General features: G+C 41.6%; 16 protein-coding genes. 8 read left to right on the forward strand and 8 right to left on the reverse strand.

The window, feature by feature from the left end; all coding sequences use genetic code 11:
* Positions 1–78 precede the first annotated feature (78 nt).
* Genes DI077_RS12630 through DI077_RS12650 form a run of 5 tightly spaced genes read left to right on the forward strand, consistent with a single transcriptional unit; the run spans position 79 to position 4,528 of the window.
* Entirely contained in the window at positions 79–1,059 is a 981-nt protein-coding gene (locus DI077_RS12630; RefSeq protein WP_135354835.1) for a ligase-associated DNA damage response exonuclease, read from the forward strand.
* Between the two features lie 3 nt (positions 1,060–1,062).
* Positions 1,063–2,016 (forward strand): hypothetical protein, encoded by a 954-nt coding sequence (locus DI077_RS12635; RefSeq protein ID WP_109019043.1) that lies wholly within the window; start codon positions 1,063–1,065, stop codon positions 2,014–2,016.
* Positions 2,017–2,018: 2 nt separating this feature from the next.
* The gene (locus DI077_RS12640; RefSeq protein ID WP_109019042.1) at positions 2,019–3,518 is read left to right on the forward strand and encodes a cryptochrome/DNA photolyase family protein; all 1,500 of its coding nucleotides are present in this window, start codon (positions 2,019–2,021) and stop codon (positions 3,516–3,518) included.
* Positions 3,515–3,805, forward strand: coding sequence for an ATP-dependent Clp protease adaptor ClpS (locus tag DI077_RS12645; RefSeq protein WP_109019041.1), 291 nt, complete (start codon positions 3,515–3,517; stop codon positions 3,803–3,805). Before DI077_RS12640 ends, DI077_RS12645 begins: the two co-directional genes overlap by 4 nt.
* Before the next feature lie 3 nt (positions 3,806–3,808).
* The gene (locus DI077_RS12650) at positions 3,809–4,528 is read left to right on the forward strand and encodes a DNA alkylation repair protein (RefSeq protein WP_109019040.1); all 720 of its coding nucleotides are present in this window, start codon (positions 3,809–3,811) and stop codon (positions 4,526–4,528) included.
* Here DI077_RS12650 and DI077_RS12655 read toward each other — a convergent pair.
* The gene (locus DI077_RS12655) at positions 4,525–6,591 is read right to left on the reverse strand and encodes an adenylate/guanylate cyclase domain-containing protein (RefSeq protein ID WP_109019039.1); all 2,067 of its coding nucleotides are present in this window, start codon (positions 6,589–6,591) and stop codon (positions 4,525–4,527) included. The two genes, DI077_RS12650 and DI077_RS12655, sit on opposite strands and share 4 nt — an antisense overlap.
* Positions 6,592–6,637: 46 nt before the next feature.
* Here DI077_RS12655 and DI077_RS12660 point away from each other — a divergent pair, with 46 nt between their 5' ends.
* The 3 genes from DI077_RS12660 (at position 6,638) to DI077_RS12670 (ending at position 10,076) form a co-directional block, all read left to right on the forward strand.
* Complete coding sequence (locus DI077_RS12660) at positions 6,638–7,951, forward strand: class I SAM-dependent RNA methyltransferase (RefSeq protein ID WP_109019038.1); 1,314 nt, start codon at positions 6,638–6,640, stop codon at positions 7,949–7,951.
* A 59-nt stretch (positions 7,952–8,010) separates the two neighbouring features.
* Positions 8,011–9,135 (forward strand): SpoIID/LytB domain-containing protein, encoded by a 1,125-nt coding sequence (locus tag DI077_RS12665; RefSeq protein WP_109019037.1) that lies wholly within the window; start codon positions 8,011–8,013, stop codon positions 9,133–9,135.
* Positions 9,136–9,233: 98 nt separating this feature from the next.
* Entirely contained in the window at positions 9,234–10,076 is an 843-nt protein-coding gene (locus DI077_RS12670) for an HDOD domain-containing protein (protein ID WP_109019036.1), read from the forward strand.
* A 1-nt stretch (position 10,077) separates the two neighbouring features.
* Here the strand turns inward: DI077_RS12670 and DI077_RS12675 are convergent, their stop codons facing one another.
* Genes DI077_RS12675 through DI077_RS12705 form a run of 7 tightly spaced genes read right to left on the reverse strand, consistent with a single transcriptional unit; the run spans position 10,078 to position 17,996 of the window.
* A complete protein-coding gene (locus DI077_RS12675) occupies positions 10,078–11,310 on the reverse strand; it encodes an adenylate/guanylate cyclase domain-containing protein (protein WP_109019035.1) in 1,233 nt (410 codons plus the stop codon).
* A gap of 5 nt (positions 11,311–11,315) precedes the next feature.
* The gene (locus DI077_RS12680) at positions 11,316–12,134 is read right to left on the reverse strand and encodes an NADH-quinone oxidoreductase subunit B family protein (protein ID WP_109019034.1); all 819 of its coding nucleotides are present in this window, start codon (positions 12,132–12,134) and stop codon (positions 11,316–11,318) included.
* Positions 12,131–13,555 (reverse strand): hydrogenase large subunit, encoded by a 1,425-nt coding sequence (locus DI077_RS12685; RefSeq protein ID WP_109019033.1) that lies wholly within the window; start codon positions 13,553–13,555, stop codon positions 12,131–12,133. Before DI077_RS12685 ends, DI077_RS12680 begins: the two co-directional genes overlap by 4 nt.
* The gene (locus DI077_RS12690) at positions 13,548–14,765 is read right to left on the reverse strand and encodes a proton-conducting transporter transmembrane domain-containing protein (protein ID WP_109019032.1); all 1,218 of its coding nucleotides are present in this window, start codon (positions 14,763–14,765) and stop codon (positions 13,548–13,550) included. The genes DI077_RS12685 and DI077_RS12690 overlap by 8 nt, the downstream gene beginning before the upstream one ends.
* The gene (locus DI077_RS12695) at positions 14,762–15,373 is read right to left on the reverse strand and encodes a formate hydrogenase (protein WP_109019031.1); all 612 of its coding nucleotides are present in this window, start codon (positions 15,371–15,373) and stop codon (positions 14,762–14,764) included. Before DI077_RS12695 ends, DI077_RS12690 begins: the two co-directional genes overlap by 4 nt.
* A gap of 8 nt (positions 15,374–15,381) precedes the next feature.
* Complete coding sequence (locus tag DI077_RS12700) at positions 15,382–16,260, reverse strand: respiratory chain complex I subunit 1 family protein (RefSeq protein WP_423241793.1); 879 nt, start codon at positions 16,258–16,260, stop codon at positions 15,382–15,384.
* 5 nt (positions 16,261–16,265) lie between these two features.
* Positions 16,266–17,996, reverse strand: a complete 1,731-nt coding sequence (locus tag DI077_RS12705) for a proton-conducting transporter transmembrane domain-containing protein (RefSeq protein WP_109019029.1) — start codon at positions 17,994–17,996, stop codon at positions 16,266–16,268.
* Between the last annotated feature and the right edge of the window lie 280 nt (positions 17,997–18,276).

The following is an 18,276-nucleotide window of genomic DNA, read 5'->3' on the forward strand; positions in this document are numbered from 1 at the left end:
AAAACAAAATAGGTAAAATTCATTCTCTCTAGGAATCAAATTTGCTTTCGGCGCAATGGAATTTGAGACTTGTCCGGGATGGAAATTTTAACCCAAAGACAGGAAGGTATCTATTGCCCTGCTGGAGATTTTTATATAGATCCCATGCGTTCCGTTTCCCGCGCTTTGATCACGCACGGACACTCGGATCACGCCCGCAAAGGAAGCAAAAATTATCTGTGCCATAAAGATAGCATAGGCATACTCAAACTCAGATTAGGTGAGAACTTGAATTATGAAGGAACCGAATATGGAAAAAAAATACGAATCGGCGATGCTCTTGTCTCCTTTCACCCTGCGGGTCATATACTCGGTTCCTCGCAAATTCGAATTGAAGTAAAAGGAGAAGTCTGGGTGATCAGCGGAGATTACAAAACTTTGCCGGACTTAACTTGCCCTGGCTTTGAACCTGTTCCCTGTCATGTGTTCGTTACCGAATCCACATTTGCATTGCCGATTTATCACTGGAAGGAAGATTCCGAAATTTTCAAAGAGATCCTGGAATTCTGGGAAACAAATAACAAGAACAATTTAACATCGATTATATATGCATACTCTCTCGGAAAAACGCAAAGAATTTTATCCGGACTAAAGGAAAAAATAGGAACGGTTTATCTGGATGAGGGAGGTTATCAACTGACCCAAGCTTATGAAATGAGCGGCGTGGAATTTCCAAAATACAAGTCGATTTCCGAAATCACGAATTATAATGCGAAAGATCCCAAACCTTTGCTCATCATTCCTCCGGGAAAGGATTTGAGTCCTTGGAAAAAACAGATAGGAAAATACAATGCATGGCTTGCTTCGGGTTGGATTCGAACGAATAAGGAAAACCCTTTTTCCAAAAACGGATTCGTATTGTCCGATCATGCTGACTGGAAAGGACTCAATTCGGCAGTTCGCAGTACAAACGCTAGTCGGATCATCGTAATGCACGGATTTACCGATTCTTGGGTTCGTTATTTGAACGAATCCGGTTTGCTGGCGAGCACATTTGCAGAGACGAATTACAAAATTTAAAAAATGAAAGAGTTTCTAAAACTTTGCTCCGATCTCATCCAAACAACGGATCCAATTGCATGGGAAAGTATCTTACTTCCATATCTGGAAAAAAAAGATAAAGACACGATTCAAATCGCGTTTCAAATTTTACTAAGTGAAAAAAAAATCAAATTCCCCGTCACAAAGATTCGAAATTGGATTTCAAAATCTTTGGAACTTCCCGATTGGCTTATAGAAGAATGCAAAACGAGAGTGGGAAACGATTCAGTAAACTTAAGTTTGTTATTCCCCGAACCCAAAACAACAAAAGGCCTAAAACCGAAGGAGTGGATGGAAACATATATCGACCCTCTTTTTTTTACGAAAAATGAAACCATACAAAAAGAATCTTTATTGTCCACTTGTTGGACTCTCTCCGAAAAAGAAAGAATCCTGTTTTTAAAAATGATCCTACCCGGAAAAACCATTTCGTTTCCGACAAAGACTCTCGACTTTATCCGACAATGGAAAACAAACAGAAATCCAACACTGCAACCTACCCAAGAGCCTTTTCTTTGCAAACTTGCACTCGGTTATGCAAAAAAATCAACGACAGCAATCGGTTGTTATACGGATCTAGGACTTCTGGGAAAGAGTGACAAAAACGAATGGATTAAGATTACAACCATCCCTTCTCCCGATCTCACGGAAACAGAGGAAGATCTTTTGAACGATTTTATCAATGGTAACCGAATTCAAAAATTCGGACCCGTGCTGTCCGTTTCCGTAAAATTGGTTTTTGAAATTTCTTTTCTGGGAGTGGAAACATCCAAACGTCATAAAGCGGGTTTTATACTAGTTTCTCCCCGGATTAAAAAGATCATGGAAGAGGAAGATCTAAAGTCCGTTACAGGCTCGGATTACTTTAAATCATTTCTGAAAACGGAAAATGAAACTACAAACAAACTTTTTCCCGAATCAAAACAATCTAAGTAGATATGCCGACACCTGAATCAAGAATCCGATCTTTAAATTCGCATTCGATCCGAGAAAACGGAGACTATGTATTGTACTGGATGCAGGCTTACAGAAGATTCGGATCCAACCACTCTTTGGATCATGCGGTAGAGCTTGCCAAAAAATTAAAAAAAGAACTCATCATTTACGAAGGACTTCGGATCGACTACCCTTGGAACTCGGAAAGAATTCACAAATTCATATTGCATGGTATGATCGAAAACAGAGAGGAAGCGAAAAAACTGGGGGCGAATTATTGGTGTTATGTGGAATCGGATACGAATCCGGCAAAAGGTCTTTTGAAAAAGATTTCAGAGAAAGCATGCCTTATCGTTACAGATGACTTTCCCTGTTTTATCATACCGGAACAAACCGAAAAACTCTCCAGTAAAGTAAAATGTCCTGTGATTGCGGTGGATGGAAATTCGGTCATCCCATTTTCGAAATTTGAGAAAGCGGCAAGTGCCGCACGGATTTTGAGAATATGGATCCATAAAAATTTTGCCGATTCTTTTTTCAATTTCGCAAAACCGAAATATTCCAAAAAGGATTTCGTAGGATTGAACAAAGGAACTACTCCTCCTTTCGAAAATTTCGAACTGAACGAACCGGAGTTACCTAGGTTTTTACAAACGATTCGTTTTGAAAATGAAGTTAAGCCCGATCCGAAAACATCCGGCGGCAGATCGAAAGCACTTGGCTTACTCAGTGATTTTTTAAAAAAGAAAATACATCTCTACGATACGGAAAGATCTTCTCCCCGGTCTTTCCCGGAAACACCTGTCAGCGGACTTTCCGCCTATCTTCACTTTGGTCATATCAGTGCGGAAGAAATCGTTCTCTCCGTTCTGCAAAACACGGATCCTGACTGGAGCCCGGAAGAATTGATTTTAAAAAAGCCGGGAGACCGGGAAAATTTTTACTCGAAGTCGGTTTCTGCAAATCACTACTTAGATGAACTCATCACTTGGAGAGATATAGGTTATTTGTTTTTTTGGCAAAAACCTTCTTTTCGGATGGACCTTTCTTCTTTGCCGGATTGGGTTCAAAAAAATCTTTCCCATCACAGGAAGGATGTGAGAGATTATCAATATACCCTAAAGGATTGGGAGTCTTGTCGAACTCATGATGAGCTTTGGAATGCCGCCCAAACCGAGTTGAAACATACCGGCAGAATGCATAATTATATGAGAATGTTATGGGGAAAAAAAGTGATCGAATGGTCAAAGACATACGAAGAAGCATTTCATGTTTTGGAACATCTGAACAATAAATATGCTTATGACGGACGAAATCCAAATTCCTACACAGGCATACTTTGGTGTTTCGGATTGTTTGACAGACCTTGGTTTCCGGAAAGAAATGTATTCGGAAATATTCGTTATATGTCTTCGGATTCCACCCGCAAAAAATTCAAAATGAAACCTTATTTGGATTATGTGAACTCACTGGAGGATCAGGAGGGTTTTTTATTTTCATGAATCAAAATCCTTCGGAAAAGACAATCATTGAAGACGAAACCAAAGAAAGTTTTCAGAATATTTATTTCTCCAAAGTCATACTTTTTAATGATTTGGTCAATGATTTCGGCCATGTGGAAGACTGCCTTATGAAGATTTGCTTCAAATCGAAAAAAGAAGCGAAAAAAATCTCACTTGAAGCACATAACAACGGAAAAGCGATTTGTTTTGTCGGATCGTTGGAAGAATGTGAAACGGTCGCAGAGAAATTGAGCGCGGAACACCTAACCGTTTCCATAAATAGCTAGAATATGAAAAAAAAAGAAAACCCCGTTTTACAAGAATTATTTTCCGCGAAAGATCCTAAGAAGGAAGCGTTTTTTCCCAGATTTTTCAAAACAGAAAAAGGAGAATACGGCTACGGTGACAAATTCATCGGAGTGACTGTTCCCATTCAAAGGAAGATTGCACTTAAACATTATAAAGAGATGGATTTGAAAGAAATTCAAACATTGTTGGATTCCGAATTTCATGAAGCCAGGCTCACGGGACTATTCATTTTGGTTTTAAGATTTGAAAAGCTCGCGGGATCGGAAAAAGAAAAATCGGAAATAGTTTCCTTTTATAAATCAAATCTTTCTCGAGTCAATAACTGGGATTTGGTGGACTCAAGTGCGGAAAAAATACTCGGGCCTCATTACTTCGGGAAAGATACAAAATATCTGCATGATCTTACCAAAACAAAAGACCTATGGAAAAACAGAATCGGGATCATGTCTACTTTTCACTTTATCAAAAAGGGAGAGTTCGCAGATACATTGGTCATGTGTGAATTGTTTTTAAATCACAAACAGGATTTGATTCACAAAGCAAGCGGTTGGATGTTGCGGGAAATAGGGAACAGAGACAAAAAAACGCTGATTTCGTTTTTAACGAAACATGCCTCCCGGATGCCGAGAACCATGCTTCGTTATTCCATCGAAAAATTGCCGGAAAAAGAAAGGCAAAACTGGTTAAATCGGGAAGACTAGTAGCTCCTTGGTAGTACCTCAGTTACAAAAAAAACTTTTACCGGCTCCGCTTTTCCTTTCAAAGTGAGTTCCCTACTCTCTTCATATCTCAAATAACGATCCCCACCTGCGGCCAGATAGGCGGCCTCGGAAACGGCAACTTTTCCAGGCACTCCATGGCTCTCCAGTCTTGCCGCGGTATTTACCGCATCTCCAATCACCGTATAATCCATTCTCTTTACGGATCCTATATTGCCTACGATCGCTTCTCCGAAATTCACACCGATTCTGAGACGAAAAGTTCCGGGAGGAACTCCCAAGTCTTCGTTGATTTTAATCATTCTCTTCTGCATTTCCACTGCGCAAGCGATCGCATGATAAGCATCCAAATCCGTTTTTTTAGGAGCTCCCCAGAATGCCATAATCGCATCCCCGATAAACTTGTCTAAGGTGGCGGAATAATGGAAAATCAATTCGGACAAAGATTCGAATATGGTATTCAAATTGGCAAGTACGACTGCGGGAGGATTTTGTTCCGAGAAAGTAGTAAATCCTACGATATCGGAAAATAAAGTGGCAATGTCCCTCTCCTCTCCACCTAACTTGATACTATCGTTCACAATGGTTTCCATCACAGCAGGTGAAAAATAACGGGAGAGCCGCATCTTTTCTTCTTTTTGTTTTTCCACAAGTTTACGGGACTCCACCATATTGCGAATGATGGAAAGACCTACGGAAATGGAAAATCCTGCAAACGCATAATCTTTTACAAATGTTTGGCTGGGATACCATTCCCATTGTATCTCCACAAAGATATCATTCAAAAGCAAAAGGACCATCACCAAAATTCCGATGGAGACGGTCCCCATCGAGGGAACCTTTCTACCGAGGAAAATGATATAACACAGGGAAAGTCCGAGAAGGACAGTTACAAAGGACCAGTAAAAAAAGAACTGTGACAGAAGATGAAGGTTTGGGAGTGCAAACAAAACGAAAAATGCAACTATCCCTAGTGTATCCACGATACGATTCGCTTTGCGAATCCATCCTTTGTGGACTTTTGCAAACTGAACCACAAAATTAAATAAAAAATGAACGAGTAATATCCAAGATGCGTATTCTATCTTTTTAATCCAAAATCCGTCGTTTACAATCGAATAGATGATTTGGCTTTGAAACAAAGTATTCACCGCCATAAAAATAGAACCTAACGAAAAGTAAATGGTAGCATGTTCGTCCTTGCGGAATAAAAACTGCCAATACAGATAGAAACTTCCCAAAATCACAGTCAGAACGATTACGAATATTTTTTTGAAATCATTCCAGTATTCCGCCCGTTCGGAATATCTTTGGGAGGAGATATAAAATTTATCATGAGAGAGACCAGGACTTAACGGATATTTGGCGAAAACACGAATTGCCAAAACATTCGGAGCATCGGTATCCACCTGATTGACTGGAATTCTATAGAATCTTGTCTTGTCCGCAAACAAGGATTTATCTTCCAAAACGGTATCGGGAGGTGTATCCAGATAAAGTCCAGTTCCTCCAATGAACTTTCCATTCCAATAAACCGCATCCGCCTGACTGATCTGCCCCAACCGAACGGTAAGATAACGGGAACGGAATTTTGATTTTAAATCTTCATTAGAGATAACAACTTCCGTTCTATACCAACCGTACCCTTTGTACTTTTCGAAATAATCCCGGAAGTCGGGAAAATAAATTTCTCCGTCTCCGTCTTTCACTTTGTCCCAGGAAGTCTGGATGGCAAAGCCGGAAATCCATCCGCTCCGCGCAGCTCCTTCCAAAGAATTTTCCGCATTCGCAAATCGGAGGGATTCAGCGGAATCATACTCCGGTTCCATATCGTTTTGGTTTACCGTTTTCGGTTTTTCCGAAATCAATTGGGAATCACCGGGTCGAAAAGACCATTTTTGCCCCGGTTGTCCGAATGCTTTTTCCGATCTCAAATCGAGAATGGAGCCGGTAAATACTATCTGCGCGGAAAGTCCCTGAGCAACAAACAAGGACGTAAAACCGAATGCAAGAAAAGATAAAAAGAACCTTTGCAGTGAAACCATGTCCGAAAGTATATAAAAATCAATAAGGTCTGGCAAGAATAAAACATTGGATAAAATTGTTATAGATAGCCTCACATCCGATTTTTTAGGACAAGGAATTGCACCTAACGGAAAAAAGGTTTCCTTCCCGTATGCACTCCCCGGAGATGAATTGGCAATTGAAATCACTTCCAAAAGAAGACGCCAAAAAAAAATCAGACTACTCGGATATATCCAAAGAGCCGAATGGGAAGGTGTGCTTTGCGAACACTTCGGCACCTGCGGAGGTTGTTCCGCACAACATATATCATACGATAAACAAACCGAGATCAAATTCGGGCCGATCCTGTCTTCTTTTACCAAAGAAGTTTCGATCGATCTGAAGTCCATTCCCGCAGATACGATTTATCATTACAGATCCAGAATGGATTTCAGCGTTTTTCCGGGACCAAAGATAGGACTTCGTGCGAAAGGAAATTTCCGCCATGTAGTGGATGTTCTCCGCTGTTCCATTCAAACAGAATGGGCGAATGAGGAATTGCAAAGAACAAGAAACATTATAGAAAAATTTCCGAACCTTCCCTGGGACAGAAGGGATGAGAAAGGAGGACTCAAATACGTTACCATCCGAAAGGCAAAATTCACCGACGAGTCAACAATCATCTTTACATTTACCGAAGGATTTGAAACACAGGAAGATCACGATTTGTTTTTAGAAGAAACAAAAACGAATCTCCATTCCGATAATATCATCTTTTGTTACAACAGAGTAAAATCCGAAGTTTCAGCACAAGGAAGGTCTGTCGTATTACGTGGGAAAGACGGCCATACGGAAACCATCCAAGGCAAAAACTTTTTTGTTCCCTTTGATTCTTTTTTTCAACCCAACCCGGAAGGATTTCTTCCCATCCTGGAATTCATCCGGACGAGGCTTCCCGAAAACAAACAAACGCTGATCGATCTTTTTTGCGGAAACGGATTTTTTTCCTTACTCTTCGGAAAGGGATTTTCTTCCATCCATTGTTTCGAACTAACACCTTCTTCCATAGATACAGCAAAACAATTGTTAAATAACGAATTTCCGGATGCGGAAATCAACGCACAAGTGGCGAACCTATTTATGGATGCCGGCCTTTTGCCTAAAATCCGGGATGGGGTTTTGATTTTGGATCCTCCCCGGGCAGGTTCGGGAAAAAAGGTGGCCGAATGGATCAGAGATTTCGGTCCGAACGATGTGTTTTACGTTTCCTGCAATCCGGAAAGCCAAAAAGAAGACGTAAAGGTTTTTCTGGAATCCTATACGGCAAAAGACGGAATCCTAATCGACCCTTACCCCCACACTCCTCATACCGAATCGGTGATTCATTTTCAAAGAAAATAGATCCAAAAAATAAAGTGGAAAACTCTCTTTTCTTCCGAAAGTAACAAAAGAGAGGGAATATGAATTTCGCCAAGTCCATTGCTATATTATTATTTATCATCTTCGGTTTCAACTGCCGGACAATGGTGGTTTCAACTTGGGCGCACCCTGATTCCGCAAGAGAATTTTCAAAAGTAAGAGTGCTTCTCGGACAAGGTACAGAAGAAGAAATTTTCAAAACGGATTCTACGATTGAAGTGCTGGATGCAAACGATCTGATCATCAAAAAAGCTTATGAAATTTTAAGCATCAATCCTACTTCCCTAAAAGCTCCCATACGACTAACGGCAAACGGTAGTTATATTGAATACAAAGGCGCCAAATATCGCGGAGAGATTCAATTGAAACCGGTGGATGGAAAAGTTTTTATCATCAATGTGGTTCCTATGGAACAGTATCTGTTTTCCGTAGTTCCTTCGGAAGTTCCCGCTTCCTGGCCGAAAGAAGCTTTGAAAGCGCAAGCGGTCTGTGCAAGAACCTACGTTGTGCGAGAGATGTTATCCCGCAAAAAACAAGTGTATGATGTGGATACCACAACCAACACCCAAGTTTACAAAGGAATGACAAAAGAAAATCCGAATACCACTCATGCAGTGGAAGATACGGCAGGATTGATTTTGGTTTTCAACGGAAGTCCCATCCAAAGTTTTTTTCATTCCAATAGCGGAGGAGTCACCGAAGATCCGATCAATGTTTGGGGAAATCCGGTTCAATATTTAGCAAGCGTTAGATCTGATTACGATAAAGAAGGCGATAATTATTCCTGGGAAGACAAACTTACCGGAACTCAAATGAATCAATTTTTATCTCCTTTGGGACTAGGAGAAATCCAAGATCTGATCGTGGCTTCCCGATTCAATTCCTCAAGAGTCAACGAAATCGACATCATAGGAACCAAATCCTCCAAAAGAATCAAAGCAACCGAACTTAGAAAATTGCTAGGTGCTTCCAAACTCAAATCCACCCGCTTCGGGATTCGAAGAGAGCCTGACGGAACCTTTTTTGTGAAAGGATTGGGCTCAGGCCACGGTGTGGGATTGTCCCAATGGGGAAGTTACGCAATGGCAAAGGAAAGTATCGATTACAAAGATATCCTATCCTATTATTACAAAGGTGTGGATTTCGCCAGAATGTCACAAAACTAAAGTTTGGTGACTATTCTTCGATTGTAAGTAAGCTCCGAAAGGGGCTTTTTTATTTTACTGGTTTTGATTCTCGGAAATTCTGGCATTAGAGGTCATCTATGTCTTCTGTAGCAGAATACCTTACACAAATAAAAGACCTGACAATCGTTCCACCAGTTCTTATTTCCATACTATCTTTGGAAGACGACAACGAGCTCTCCTTCGGAGAATTGGAAAAAAAAGTCCAATCGGATCAAATACTTGTAGCGAGACTCTTAAAACTTGCCAACTCACCTTTCTTTTCCAGGGGAAACTCCGTAGCAAATATGAAACAAGTGATCACAAGACTTGGTTTCAAGACAGTTCGCTCGATGGTAGCAATGGCGATGACTGACTCGCTCTTTCGCCAAGGAAATTATAAAAAGTTCAGAGATGAAGTTTGGGATCATTCCATTGCAAAAGGGATCTTAGCTCAGTTTTTATGCGAAGAAAAGAAAATGCGCAAAGAAGCGGAACTTTCTCTTACTTGCGGACTCATGCAAGACTTGGGCAAAATCGTTTTGAATACGATTGATCGGGCAAAATACGTAGAGGTTTTGGGAGAATTCCAAACCACCGACAAAAGCATGTACGATCTGGAAAAAGAAGCCTTCGGAGTCGATTCGGTGGAAATGGGTGCGGCGGCGGCCAGACTTTGGAAGCTACCCGACCAAATCATCGAAGTAATTGAAGACAAATCCAAAAAACCGGAAGAACAATCGGTGCTCGGACAGATCATCGGATTCGGAGGAATCGTAGCCAGGATTACGAGCCACGGTAAAAAAGAACCGGATACTCTTTCCATTTACGAATCCTATCAAACCATATTCGGTTTGAACAAAGACCAAACTCCTCCGTTAACAGACGTTTATGGAGAAAAACTGAAAACAAACGAACTCTATCAGTTCTGCTCCACTTTGTAATTTATAAGGTCTTCACGCTCAAAATGCGATGAAGACCTTCCTTCCCTTTGATTTTTACAGGTTCCAATTCTTCGTATTTGTATTTCGTAGCGTAGGTATCCGGTAAATGATTGTACAATCCTTCCGATACCAGAACTTGCATCGGCTTTGCCATTGATTCAAGCCTACTTGCCATATTAACAGTATCTCCTACGGCAGTATAAGAAAGTTTTTGAAAGGACCCTACGTTCCCCACAATCACACCACCGGAGGCCAGACCGATTCCGATTTGAGGAATAAATCCGTAAATGGATTCCCATTTCGGCTGCCATAATTCGAAGACCTGCAACATCTCTACGGCACAGTCCAAAGCGTTCTGTCTATGGTCTTCCTGGAAAACAGGAGCACCAAACAAACACATGATGGAGTCACCGATATATTTGTCCACCATGCCGCCGTAACCGAGTATCACTTCCGTCATCGCGGTAAAGTATTCATTTAGAAAAGAAATAACCTGATGGGGTTCTTGTTTTTCGGAAAGTGTCGTATAACCTCTGATATCTGAAAAAAGCACGGAAACTTCCTGAACCTTTCCTTTCTGATCCAAGGAAAGAGAGTTGTTCATTATACTTTCCACTACGATCGGGTCTACATACATCCCGAATACGTTTTGCATCTTTTTCTTTTCGTGTTCTATCTTCAGTTTTTCCGCGTATTCGTTTTCCAGATCTTTTTTGAACTGACGGATCAGTGCATTCAAATCCTGGATTTCTGTTTGGTTCATCCCGTATAAATCTTGGAACCTCTTCAGACTATCGTCCATTTGCAGACCGATTACTTTTTTGCGATAAATATCCCGAAACAAATTGCGGAACCTATGTTCCAAGATGGTTTTTTTGATTCTCGTTTTGGAAAAAAATTCATTGATACCAAGCTGAAAGGCCTGGATGGGAAGAGTTTTATCGGAAGGGCTGGAAAAAACAACAATGGGGATTTCCAAAGGACCTGCAATTTCAGCAAGTTCGGACAGGGTATCTTCTTCCGATACCCCTGTCTCCGGGAAAGAAATTTCACTGATCAATAGATCAAAATTTCCTTTTTTTAAGTCTTCCAATCCGTTTTCATAGATGGAACGCCAAACAATCTCTATATAATCCTGAAACCATTCTTTCAATAAACCTGATATTTTATCGAAAGAACGTTTATTGGATTCTATATAAAGTATGCGAACGATTTCTTCTTTTTCTAAGTCCACATACCTTATTTCTCAGATTGCATAAATTTGTGAAGCGCCTCTTGAAACGAAAAGGAAAATCTTCCCATTAAATAGCGAAACGCCTGCAGAACCACATCCGGGCGAGGGGGATCTCCTCCGATGAAAAGATCCGGCTCTTTCGGGCGTTTTCCTTTGGGATAGAGCCCTCCGCTCACGGCTTCCGTACCGCAGGCAATCAATGCTTTGGGTCCCGCCATCACTTCCCAGGCGTCCGATAGCGGGCCTTCCATTCCTTTCGACACAGGCCCCGAAAACACAACCGCATCGGCATGTTTGGGACTTGCTACGATACGAACCCCTTCTCTTTCCGAATCGAAAACGGAGTTGAAGGATGCATTTAACTCGCATTCTACGGAGTTGTTTCCTGCAGCGGCCACTTCGCGGTATAAAAATCCGTTCGTATGAGTTAGCTTTCGAAAAGCCGCAACTTCCGGTGTGTCCGCGGGTTCAGGCTCGGGAGTGAATTCTCCATTTGTGTAAGTAATCCGCAAACTGTCCCTATCTTTGGAGAATGCATAGAGAAAACCCGAATTCTTTATATAATCCTTACTGCATGCGGTTACACAGGAACCGCATTGCAAACAAGCACCATAATCGAACCGAATGCTTTCATTGGAGAGAATTTTGACCGAATGAGTGGGACATTCCGTCTCACATGCCTTACACTCGTTACAGCCTCCTTCCTTGATCTTCAATGTAGGAACCGGAATTCCTCTGTTCTTTGGATGAACAGGGGAAGCCTTTTTCCAATGAATGATTTGGGAAGGTGAAAAAATATTTTTGATTTCGAGTAAAGATCTCATAAGTCAAACCCCACATAACTTAGATTAAACGATTTATTGTTAAGCGGAAAGTCTCCGATCAATTCTCCGCGAACCGCAAGCTCCAGCGCATGCCAATTCAGAACGGAAGGATCGCGGATATAAGAATCCGTAACATGCCCTTCCGCATCCAAATCCAACGCAACCAGAACCGGACCTCTCCATGCTTCCACGGTTTTGAAATACAATCCCGGTTTTACAGTTGCAGACTTTGTTTTCGTGCTAGGAGAACTTGACCATACGTGATCCCAATCCAATTTTTCCACTTGAGCTTCCATCCAAATAAGGGATTGTTTAATCTCCTTATAACGCAGATAAAATCTCGCCCAAGCATCTCCTGAAAAATGATAAGGATCTTCCGCCGGAGCCAGAGGTTTCCAATCCGGATATCCTATATCGGTTATCCTTTGGTCCTGCAAAACTCCCGCCATACGGGCGACTTGACCAACAAACCCTTGTTTTTCGACATCTTCCGGATTGATTTTTCCGCAACCTTGTAATCTTTCCTTGATAGTGGAAACGTCCAAAGCTCTCAGCACTTGAGGTTCCACATTCTTTTTGAATATTTTTTTCAAGTTATAGAATGCAGCCTTGGCATCTTTCGCCGTCAGTTTCGAATTTACCACCACACCACCGGGTCGAACCGCAGCCTTTCCGAAACGGTTCCCCGTCCAGTTTTCCATAAGACCGAGCCCTGCTCCCCTATCCGTTGCACAAACCCCAAATAACGGATAATAGCCGATATCTTCCGAAAGTCCTCCCAAATCCCCTATATGGATGGCGATTCTTTCCGTTTCGATGAGTAATGAACGAAAAATTTCAACATCTTTGGAAGGCTGAATGGACATTGCATCCTCATAGATTCTGCTGAAAGCGGTCGCATAAGCGACGCTGGAATCTCCCGAGATGGTTTCGGAGAAATGCATAACTTTCGAGTGAGGTTGACCTTTGATTCTTTCCTGAATTCCCCTGTGTTGAAAACCAAGTCGTATTGTTAGGTGACGAATCGTTTCTCCTTCCACTACGAATCGGAAATGACCGGGCTCGATGATCCCTGCGTGTATCGGACCTACCGCATGAGAATAGGAAGTGCTGGCACAGGGAACTTTTAATCCGTGAAAAAAAGGATCCCTCAAAGTTCCCGATTTTTGGTGGAGTCCGAGCACCTTACTTCGTTTATCCGTAAGGTATTCTTCTTCCGACAATGAAGAATAATCCTCGGGTCCCATGTCTTTTCCGAGAGAGTGACGCAAAACCCAAATCGGGTAAGAATCATCCATCAAAAAATCGATCGCACTTTTTTTATCGGGAACTTCTTCCATCGTGATCACATTGTTTTCACTTAGAAAATGATAGAATTTTTGTCTCGTATTAGAATAAAATACACCTGTTGGTTTACGCATTTGCCAAACCTCCGTTGATTAAGGTCATCATTCCATAAACACCTAACGCCAAGGCAGCGATAAGGCTGATCAGAAAGAGAAAGATTCGTATCCGAAGAACCGTCTGAACATTAGCATTAAAATCCCGATGAGGAAGACGGATGATCGGTAAAATCTTGTTCAAAGCGATAAAGAAAAAAACCAAGCCGAGAATAGGAAATGCGAAAAGTAAAATCGAATTTCTTTCCAAACCGATTCGAATGATCTCCAAGTCCAAAAGAAAAATAGGAGACAAAGGAAAAACAAACGCAACGAGCAAAGCGGCAAAGTAGGAATAAAAGGATGCAGAATGAAGAGAATCACTCTGTGCGATATTGAGAATCATCCTTTGCCCCGAATCCATACGAAGTATTCCCATAGAAACGAAAACCAATACCTTTACTAGTAAGGTTGCCGCGAGTAGGAAATAGAAAACAGAATCGGAAACATCTAACCATAAAAAGACGGCAAGCATTCCCGTATGGAAAAGGGCTACTTTCGCCGCAAGTCTTCTAATATCCTCTCTACGATGCAAAACCCAAGTGGAATAGAGAATCGTGAGTATCCCGATAAACAAGAGTCCGTTTGCCGAATTGAAAACCGAAGGGTTGAGAGCTTTTTCGAACTGAACCAAAGGACGCAGCGCAAGCGCAACGGACACCGGTACAAAGGAAGCGATCAAAGAGGAAATCTGACTCGGGCTTTCCGCATAAGTATCCGCTACCCAATAATGGTTGGGAACGAGTCCAAGCTTCGCTGAGTATCCGTAAATGGAAAGCAATAGACCTGTTTCAATCAAAAGCCCAGACTGACCGGTTAACCCCTGTTTTAAGGCGGAAAAATCCAAAGTTTCCAAAGGTGCGGAAACAAAGAGCAGGATCACTATTCCCAAAAACGCGATCCCCAGTCCGTAAGAGTTGATGAGTAAAAACTTCCAACCTACGTGAAAGGATTTTTCAGTTCCGCTGGAAGATATAAGTAAAGCCCCGAACAAAGTGGACGCTTCGATCAAAATCCATTTCAGAACGATATTCTCGGTAAACCAGGAGGAGAATAATGCCGAGAAAAACAAAACCTTAAGGATCGACCATAATAGAATCCGGGTTTGTCCTTTCGTAGGAGCAAAGATAAAAATTCCGAACACTACAAGGAAGGAAATAATCCCCGATAAATAAAATATACATTCGTTCATGTTTGTTTACCTTTACGATGCATATGCGGAGAAAGTTGCAAAATCCCCGCAGACACGATTACAAGGACTGCATCCAAAAAAGATCCAAATTCCAATCCGAACGGAAGCCCTTTGTCCAAAACCAAAGTCAGAACGAAGATTCCGTTTTCAAAGACGCAAAACCCAGCAATCAAAGCAAGCCAATTCCGCCTAACAATAAAACACAATACTCCTACGTATATCATCAAGATCACGTAAATGAGTCCGATTTTATGAATAGGAATGGGCCAATCACTTGTTCCTTGGGTGATTCTTACGGCAACAACCAATCCCAAGACCAAAAAAAGCAACGTAGCCAAATAACCGAATTTAGGTGCTGTGCTTTCCTTCATTTGGGACTTTTTTGCGGTCCAGTTGAGAATAAACGGGGTTAAAAATCCTTTGAATAAGACAACAAGCGTTATCAAACTCAAGGAATGTTTCCAATTCTCTTCATGAGTTTGAAGAACGGGAAAAATCAGTAAAAAACCCTGGATACTTAAGAAAATAATGATTCGTTGCAATCGGTTTTCCACGAGCACAACAATTCCGGTAAGGAAGAGTAATAAATAGATAAAATCGTATAACATATGTGCTCCTACGACAACTTAACAAGTGTTCCGAGAATCAATATGGCAAGAAAAGCAAGCCCCATAAACTCAGGGATCCAAGTCCATCGTCTTCTTACCGAATTCGCTTCCCAAAGCCCCAGTATGACCGAAAGAAGGATCACTCCCGGCAGAACGAAACATTCGCGGGTAAAGTGTCCCATTTCCGAAACAGGAAACAGTTTGGAATGTTCCAAAGCAAGTTTGATAAGGAAAGCAAGTAAACTCACTAGTTTGATCTGACTTGCCAGTTCCAAATAACCCATCGTTCTTCCCGATGCCTCTAGAATCATCGCTTCGTGGACCATCGTCAATTCAAGATGCGTTCTAGGATCATCAAACGGAGGTTTTGCGAGTTCAGCAAGAATTGCAATGAAAGACAATCCCAAAAACAGGATACCAATAAAGGCACCGACAGGAGTCATGGAAATCTCGATATGGGACTGCGCCACAAGGATCATAAGAATGATCGTCGGTTCCGCCATAACCGAGAGAAGAATCTCTCTACCGGAACCAAGACCTCCGAATGAAGTGCCCGTTTCCATTGCAAAACTAACAAACGCAAATCGATACATGGCGAGAAAGAAAGGGATCAAGATGAAAGGCGCCCATTCAAACACTACGATCGACCAGATAACAAGGCCTGCGAACACTGCAACGATAGGAGAGATCTCGGAGAAGATACCTGAGTTGGGATTGTCTATCGGTTCTTTCGCCAAAAACTTTCTTATTTCATAGAATACTTGCAGGACTTTCGGTCCCCTTCTGCCTTGCGCTCTCGCTCTTAACTTTCTTACGATACCGCCTGCAAGCAGGGGCAATGCGATAAATATGAAAATTTGATATATGATCAAATAAACTGAATTCAGGTTCATTAAATTTTCCCCCAATTCCCTAAAATCAATAACGACAGAATCGCTATCAGAAAGACGGAAGAGATCGCAAGATACTTGCTTATTTCGTGGTCTTCCTCTTCCTCTTTGGACACAAGATGTTTCCCCAGATCCAAAAGTTTATGAAAGCCGTCTAAAAAGTTCTGATCGATGATGGATCGTCCTTCTTTGGTTAAAAAATATCTTCCCAACGAATTTCGAAGCGGTTCCGAGAAAACGGATGCAGGAATGGATAATTCCGAACCCAAATAACCGTTTCCACAGTCCCAAAACTTTCTTTTGTTAATCTTATGTGCCCACTTGAATACCACCAAACTAACGATAAATACTAATGTGATGCCGGAAACAAAAGCAAGACTGGTAATCCATTCTCTGAAACTTTCATCTACGTAAGGAGCAAGAGGCGGCAACATCAGAATGAAAGGGAGCAAAACGGGCAAAAGAAAAATCATGAGCCCCAAACTTCCTACGGATGCCAAAACCCAAAACCGTTTCGTTGAGTTCCACTCCGGCAAACGGGTGTTTGGATCAGGATTGGAAAGGAACAAACTCATATAAAGTCTGATATGAGTGAAGCCACCCAAGATGATTCCGAAAAAGATAAAAATCATAGCGGGCAAAAGAAATACGGATCTGCCGAGAGGCATATCCAAAATCTTGGCATTCAAAAAAAGGTAAGTGGATTCGGAAATAAAACCGATCGTTCCCGGAATCACAGCATAACTGAATGTTCCAAGTCCCATCCACAAAGGTGAAATTCCGATATAACGCCCGATCCCTTTCATATCATCCGTTGAGCTTGAATTTCTAAGCCTCGCCACAAGTCCCACCGAGAACAATTGAAATGTTTTTGAGAAACTATGATTCAAAAGACTGATGAAAAAAAGCAAATAGAAGGATTTGCTTAAGAAAATAAGATCCTGATCTTCCGCGGCTTGAAACATTCCCGAGATGGAAAGACAAAGCCAAAGAAAATTGATCGATTCAATCGAACTGTAAGCCAAAGCTTTTTTCGGATCCTTGTGAAAGAAGGAAGTGATCCCTCCGAAAAATACTCCCAAAGCGGCTAATGGAAATAAAATCTGATACAAGATCGGATCTTCCCAATAAGGCATTACATATCTGCAGAAAAGCAATAATGGAAAAATTTCCAACGCCCCGGCAAAAGCACCTAATGCGTGTGAGGGTCCACCTTCATTTACCTTAGGCAACCAGATATGAAATCCGGAAAATCCCGACTTCAAAAGAAGCGCTATAGTCAGAAAAATAAGTCCTCTCGTATCTCCCGTGGGCAAAAATACCCATGCAGCCAAAAAGATTGCGGATATTCCTGATGCGAGAAGCAGTGAACCCAAACTTTCAATTTGTTTTTTACCGAATTCGGTTCCCGAATAAATCAGAATCGTGGAAAAGGACGCTATCTCCAAAGCAACCGGCAATAGTATCGATTTCCCCGCCAGATAACAAACACCAAGCGAAGCCCAAAAGATGGCATACCCTACGGCAACCTTTCCTTTGTTGTCAGTTTCGTAAGATTGAACCAACATAAATGCGGAAAGGCCGATATAAACCTGGAGCAGAAGACCGAGTAAAATAGGAAAGTCATCTCCCAGCGGGTTTGCGCCGGATTGCAAAAAGATGACCAACGGTAGAAGGGCAGATAACCCCACCAGAATAAAACTAAGGAGGGAGAACTTTCGGTTCACTTCCATAAAACCTCACTATGAATGTATAAAAAAAGATACGAAATTTAAACGAAAGTGAGAGATGGGGGCCCACGAAACATGTGGATGGAGAAAAAAATCAAATAGAGAAAGGAAAGAACAGATCTACGAAATCTGTTGAATGTCAAAGAGGAAAGAAGCAGGTAAAGGATGGGAATGTAGGCGAGATTGTTCTTGGACTCTAGTTTGGGAAAAAACTCCCCTTCTGAGGTCTCTTGAATTTCGACCTCACCCATTTCCATATTGGCAACGGTGAGACTAGGAGATT

The sequence above is a fragment of the Leptospira kobayashii genome (assembly GCF_003114835.2).
Classification (GTDB): Bacteria; Spirochaetota; Leptospiria; order Leptospirales; family Leptospiraceae; genus Leptospira_A; species Leptospira_A kobayashii.

What these genes read in the sequence shown, in the direction of transcription:
- DI077_RS12630 (WP_135354835.1), top strand. Translation starts at nt 79, where the DNA reads ATGGAAATTTTAACCCAAAGACAGGAAGGTATCTATTGCCCTGCTGGA.
- DI077_RS12635 (WP_109019043.1), top strand. Translation starts at nt 1,063, where the DNA reads ATGAAAGAGTTTCTAAAACTTTGCTCCGATCTCATCCAAACAACGGAT.
- DI077_RS12640 (WP_109019042.1), top strand. Translation starts at nt 2,019, where the DNA reads ATGCCGACACCTGAATCAAGAATCCGATCTTTAAATTCGCATTCGATC.
- DI077_RS12645 (WP_109019041.1), top strand. Translation starts at nt 3,515, where the DNA reads ATGAATCAAAATCCTTCGGAAAAGACAATCATTGAAGACGAAACCAAA.
- DI077_RS12650 (WP_109019040.1), top strand. Translation starts at nt 3,809, where the DNA reads ATGAAAAAAAAAGAAAACCCCGTTTTACAAGAATTATTTTCCGCGAAA.
- DI077_RS12655 (WP_109019039.1), bottom strand. Translation starts at nt 6,591, where the DNA reads ATGGTTTCACTGCAAAGGTTCTTTTTATCTTTTCTTGCATTCGGTTTT.
- DI077_RS12665 (WP_109019037.1), top strand. Translation starts at nt 8,011, where the DNA reads ATGAATTTCGCCAAGTCCATTGCTATATTATTATTTATCATCTTCGGT.
- DI077_RS12670 (WP_109019036.1), top strand. Translation starts at nt 9,234, where the DNA reads ATGTCTTCTGTAGCAGAATACCTTACACAAATAAAAGACCTGACAATC.
- DI077_RS12680 (WP_109019034.1), bottom strand. Translation starts at nt 12,134, where the DNA reads ATGAGATCTTTACTCGAAATCAAAAATATTTTTTCACCTTCCCAAATC.
- DI077_RS12685 (WP_109019033.1), bottom strand. Translation starts at nt 13,555, where the DNA reads ATGCGTAAACCAACAGGTGTATTTTATTCTAATACGAGACAAAAATTC.
- DI077_RS12690 (WP_109019032.1), bottom strand. Translation starts at nt 14,765, where the DNA reads ATGAACGAATGTATATTTTATTTATCGGGGATTATTTCCTTCCTTGTA.
- DI077_RS12695 (WP_109019031.1), bottom strand. Translation starts at nt 15,373, where the DNA reads ATGTTATACGATTTTATCTATTTATTACTCTTCCTTACCGGAATTGTT.
- DI077_RS12705 (WP_109019029.1), bottom strand. Translation starts at nt 17,996, where the DNA reads ATGGAAGTGAACCGAAAGTTCTCCCTCCTTAGTTTTATTCTGGTGGGG.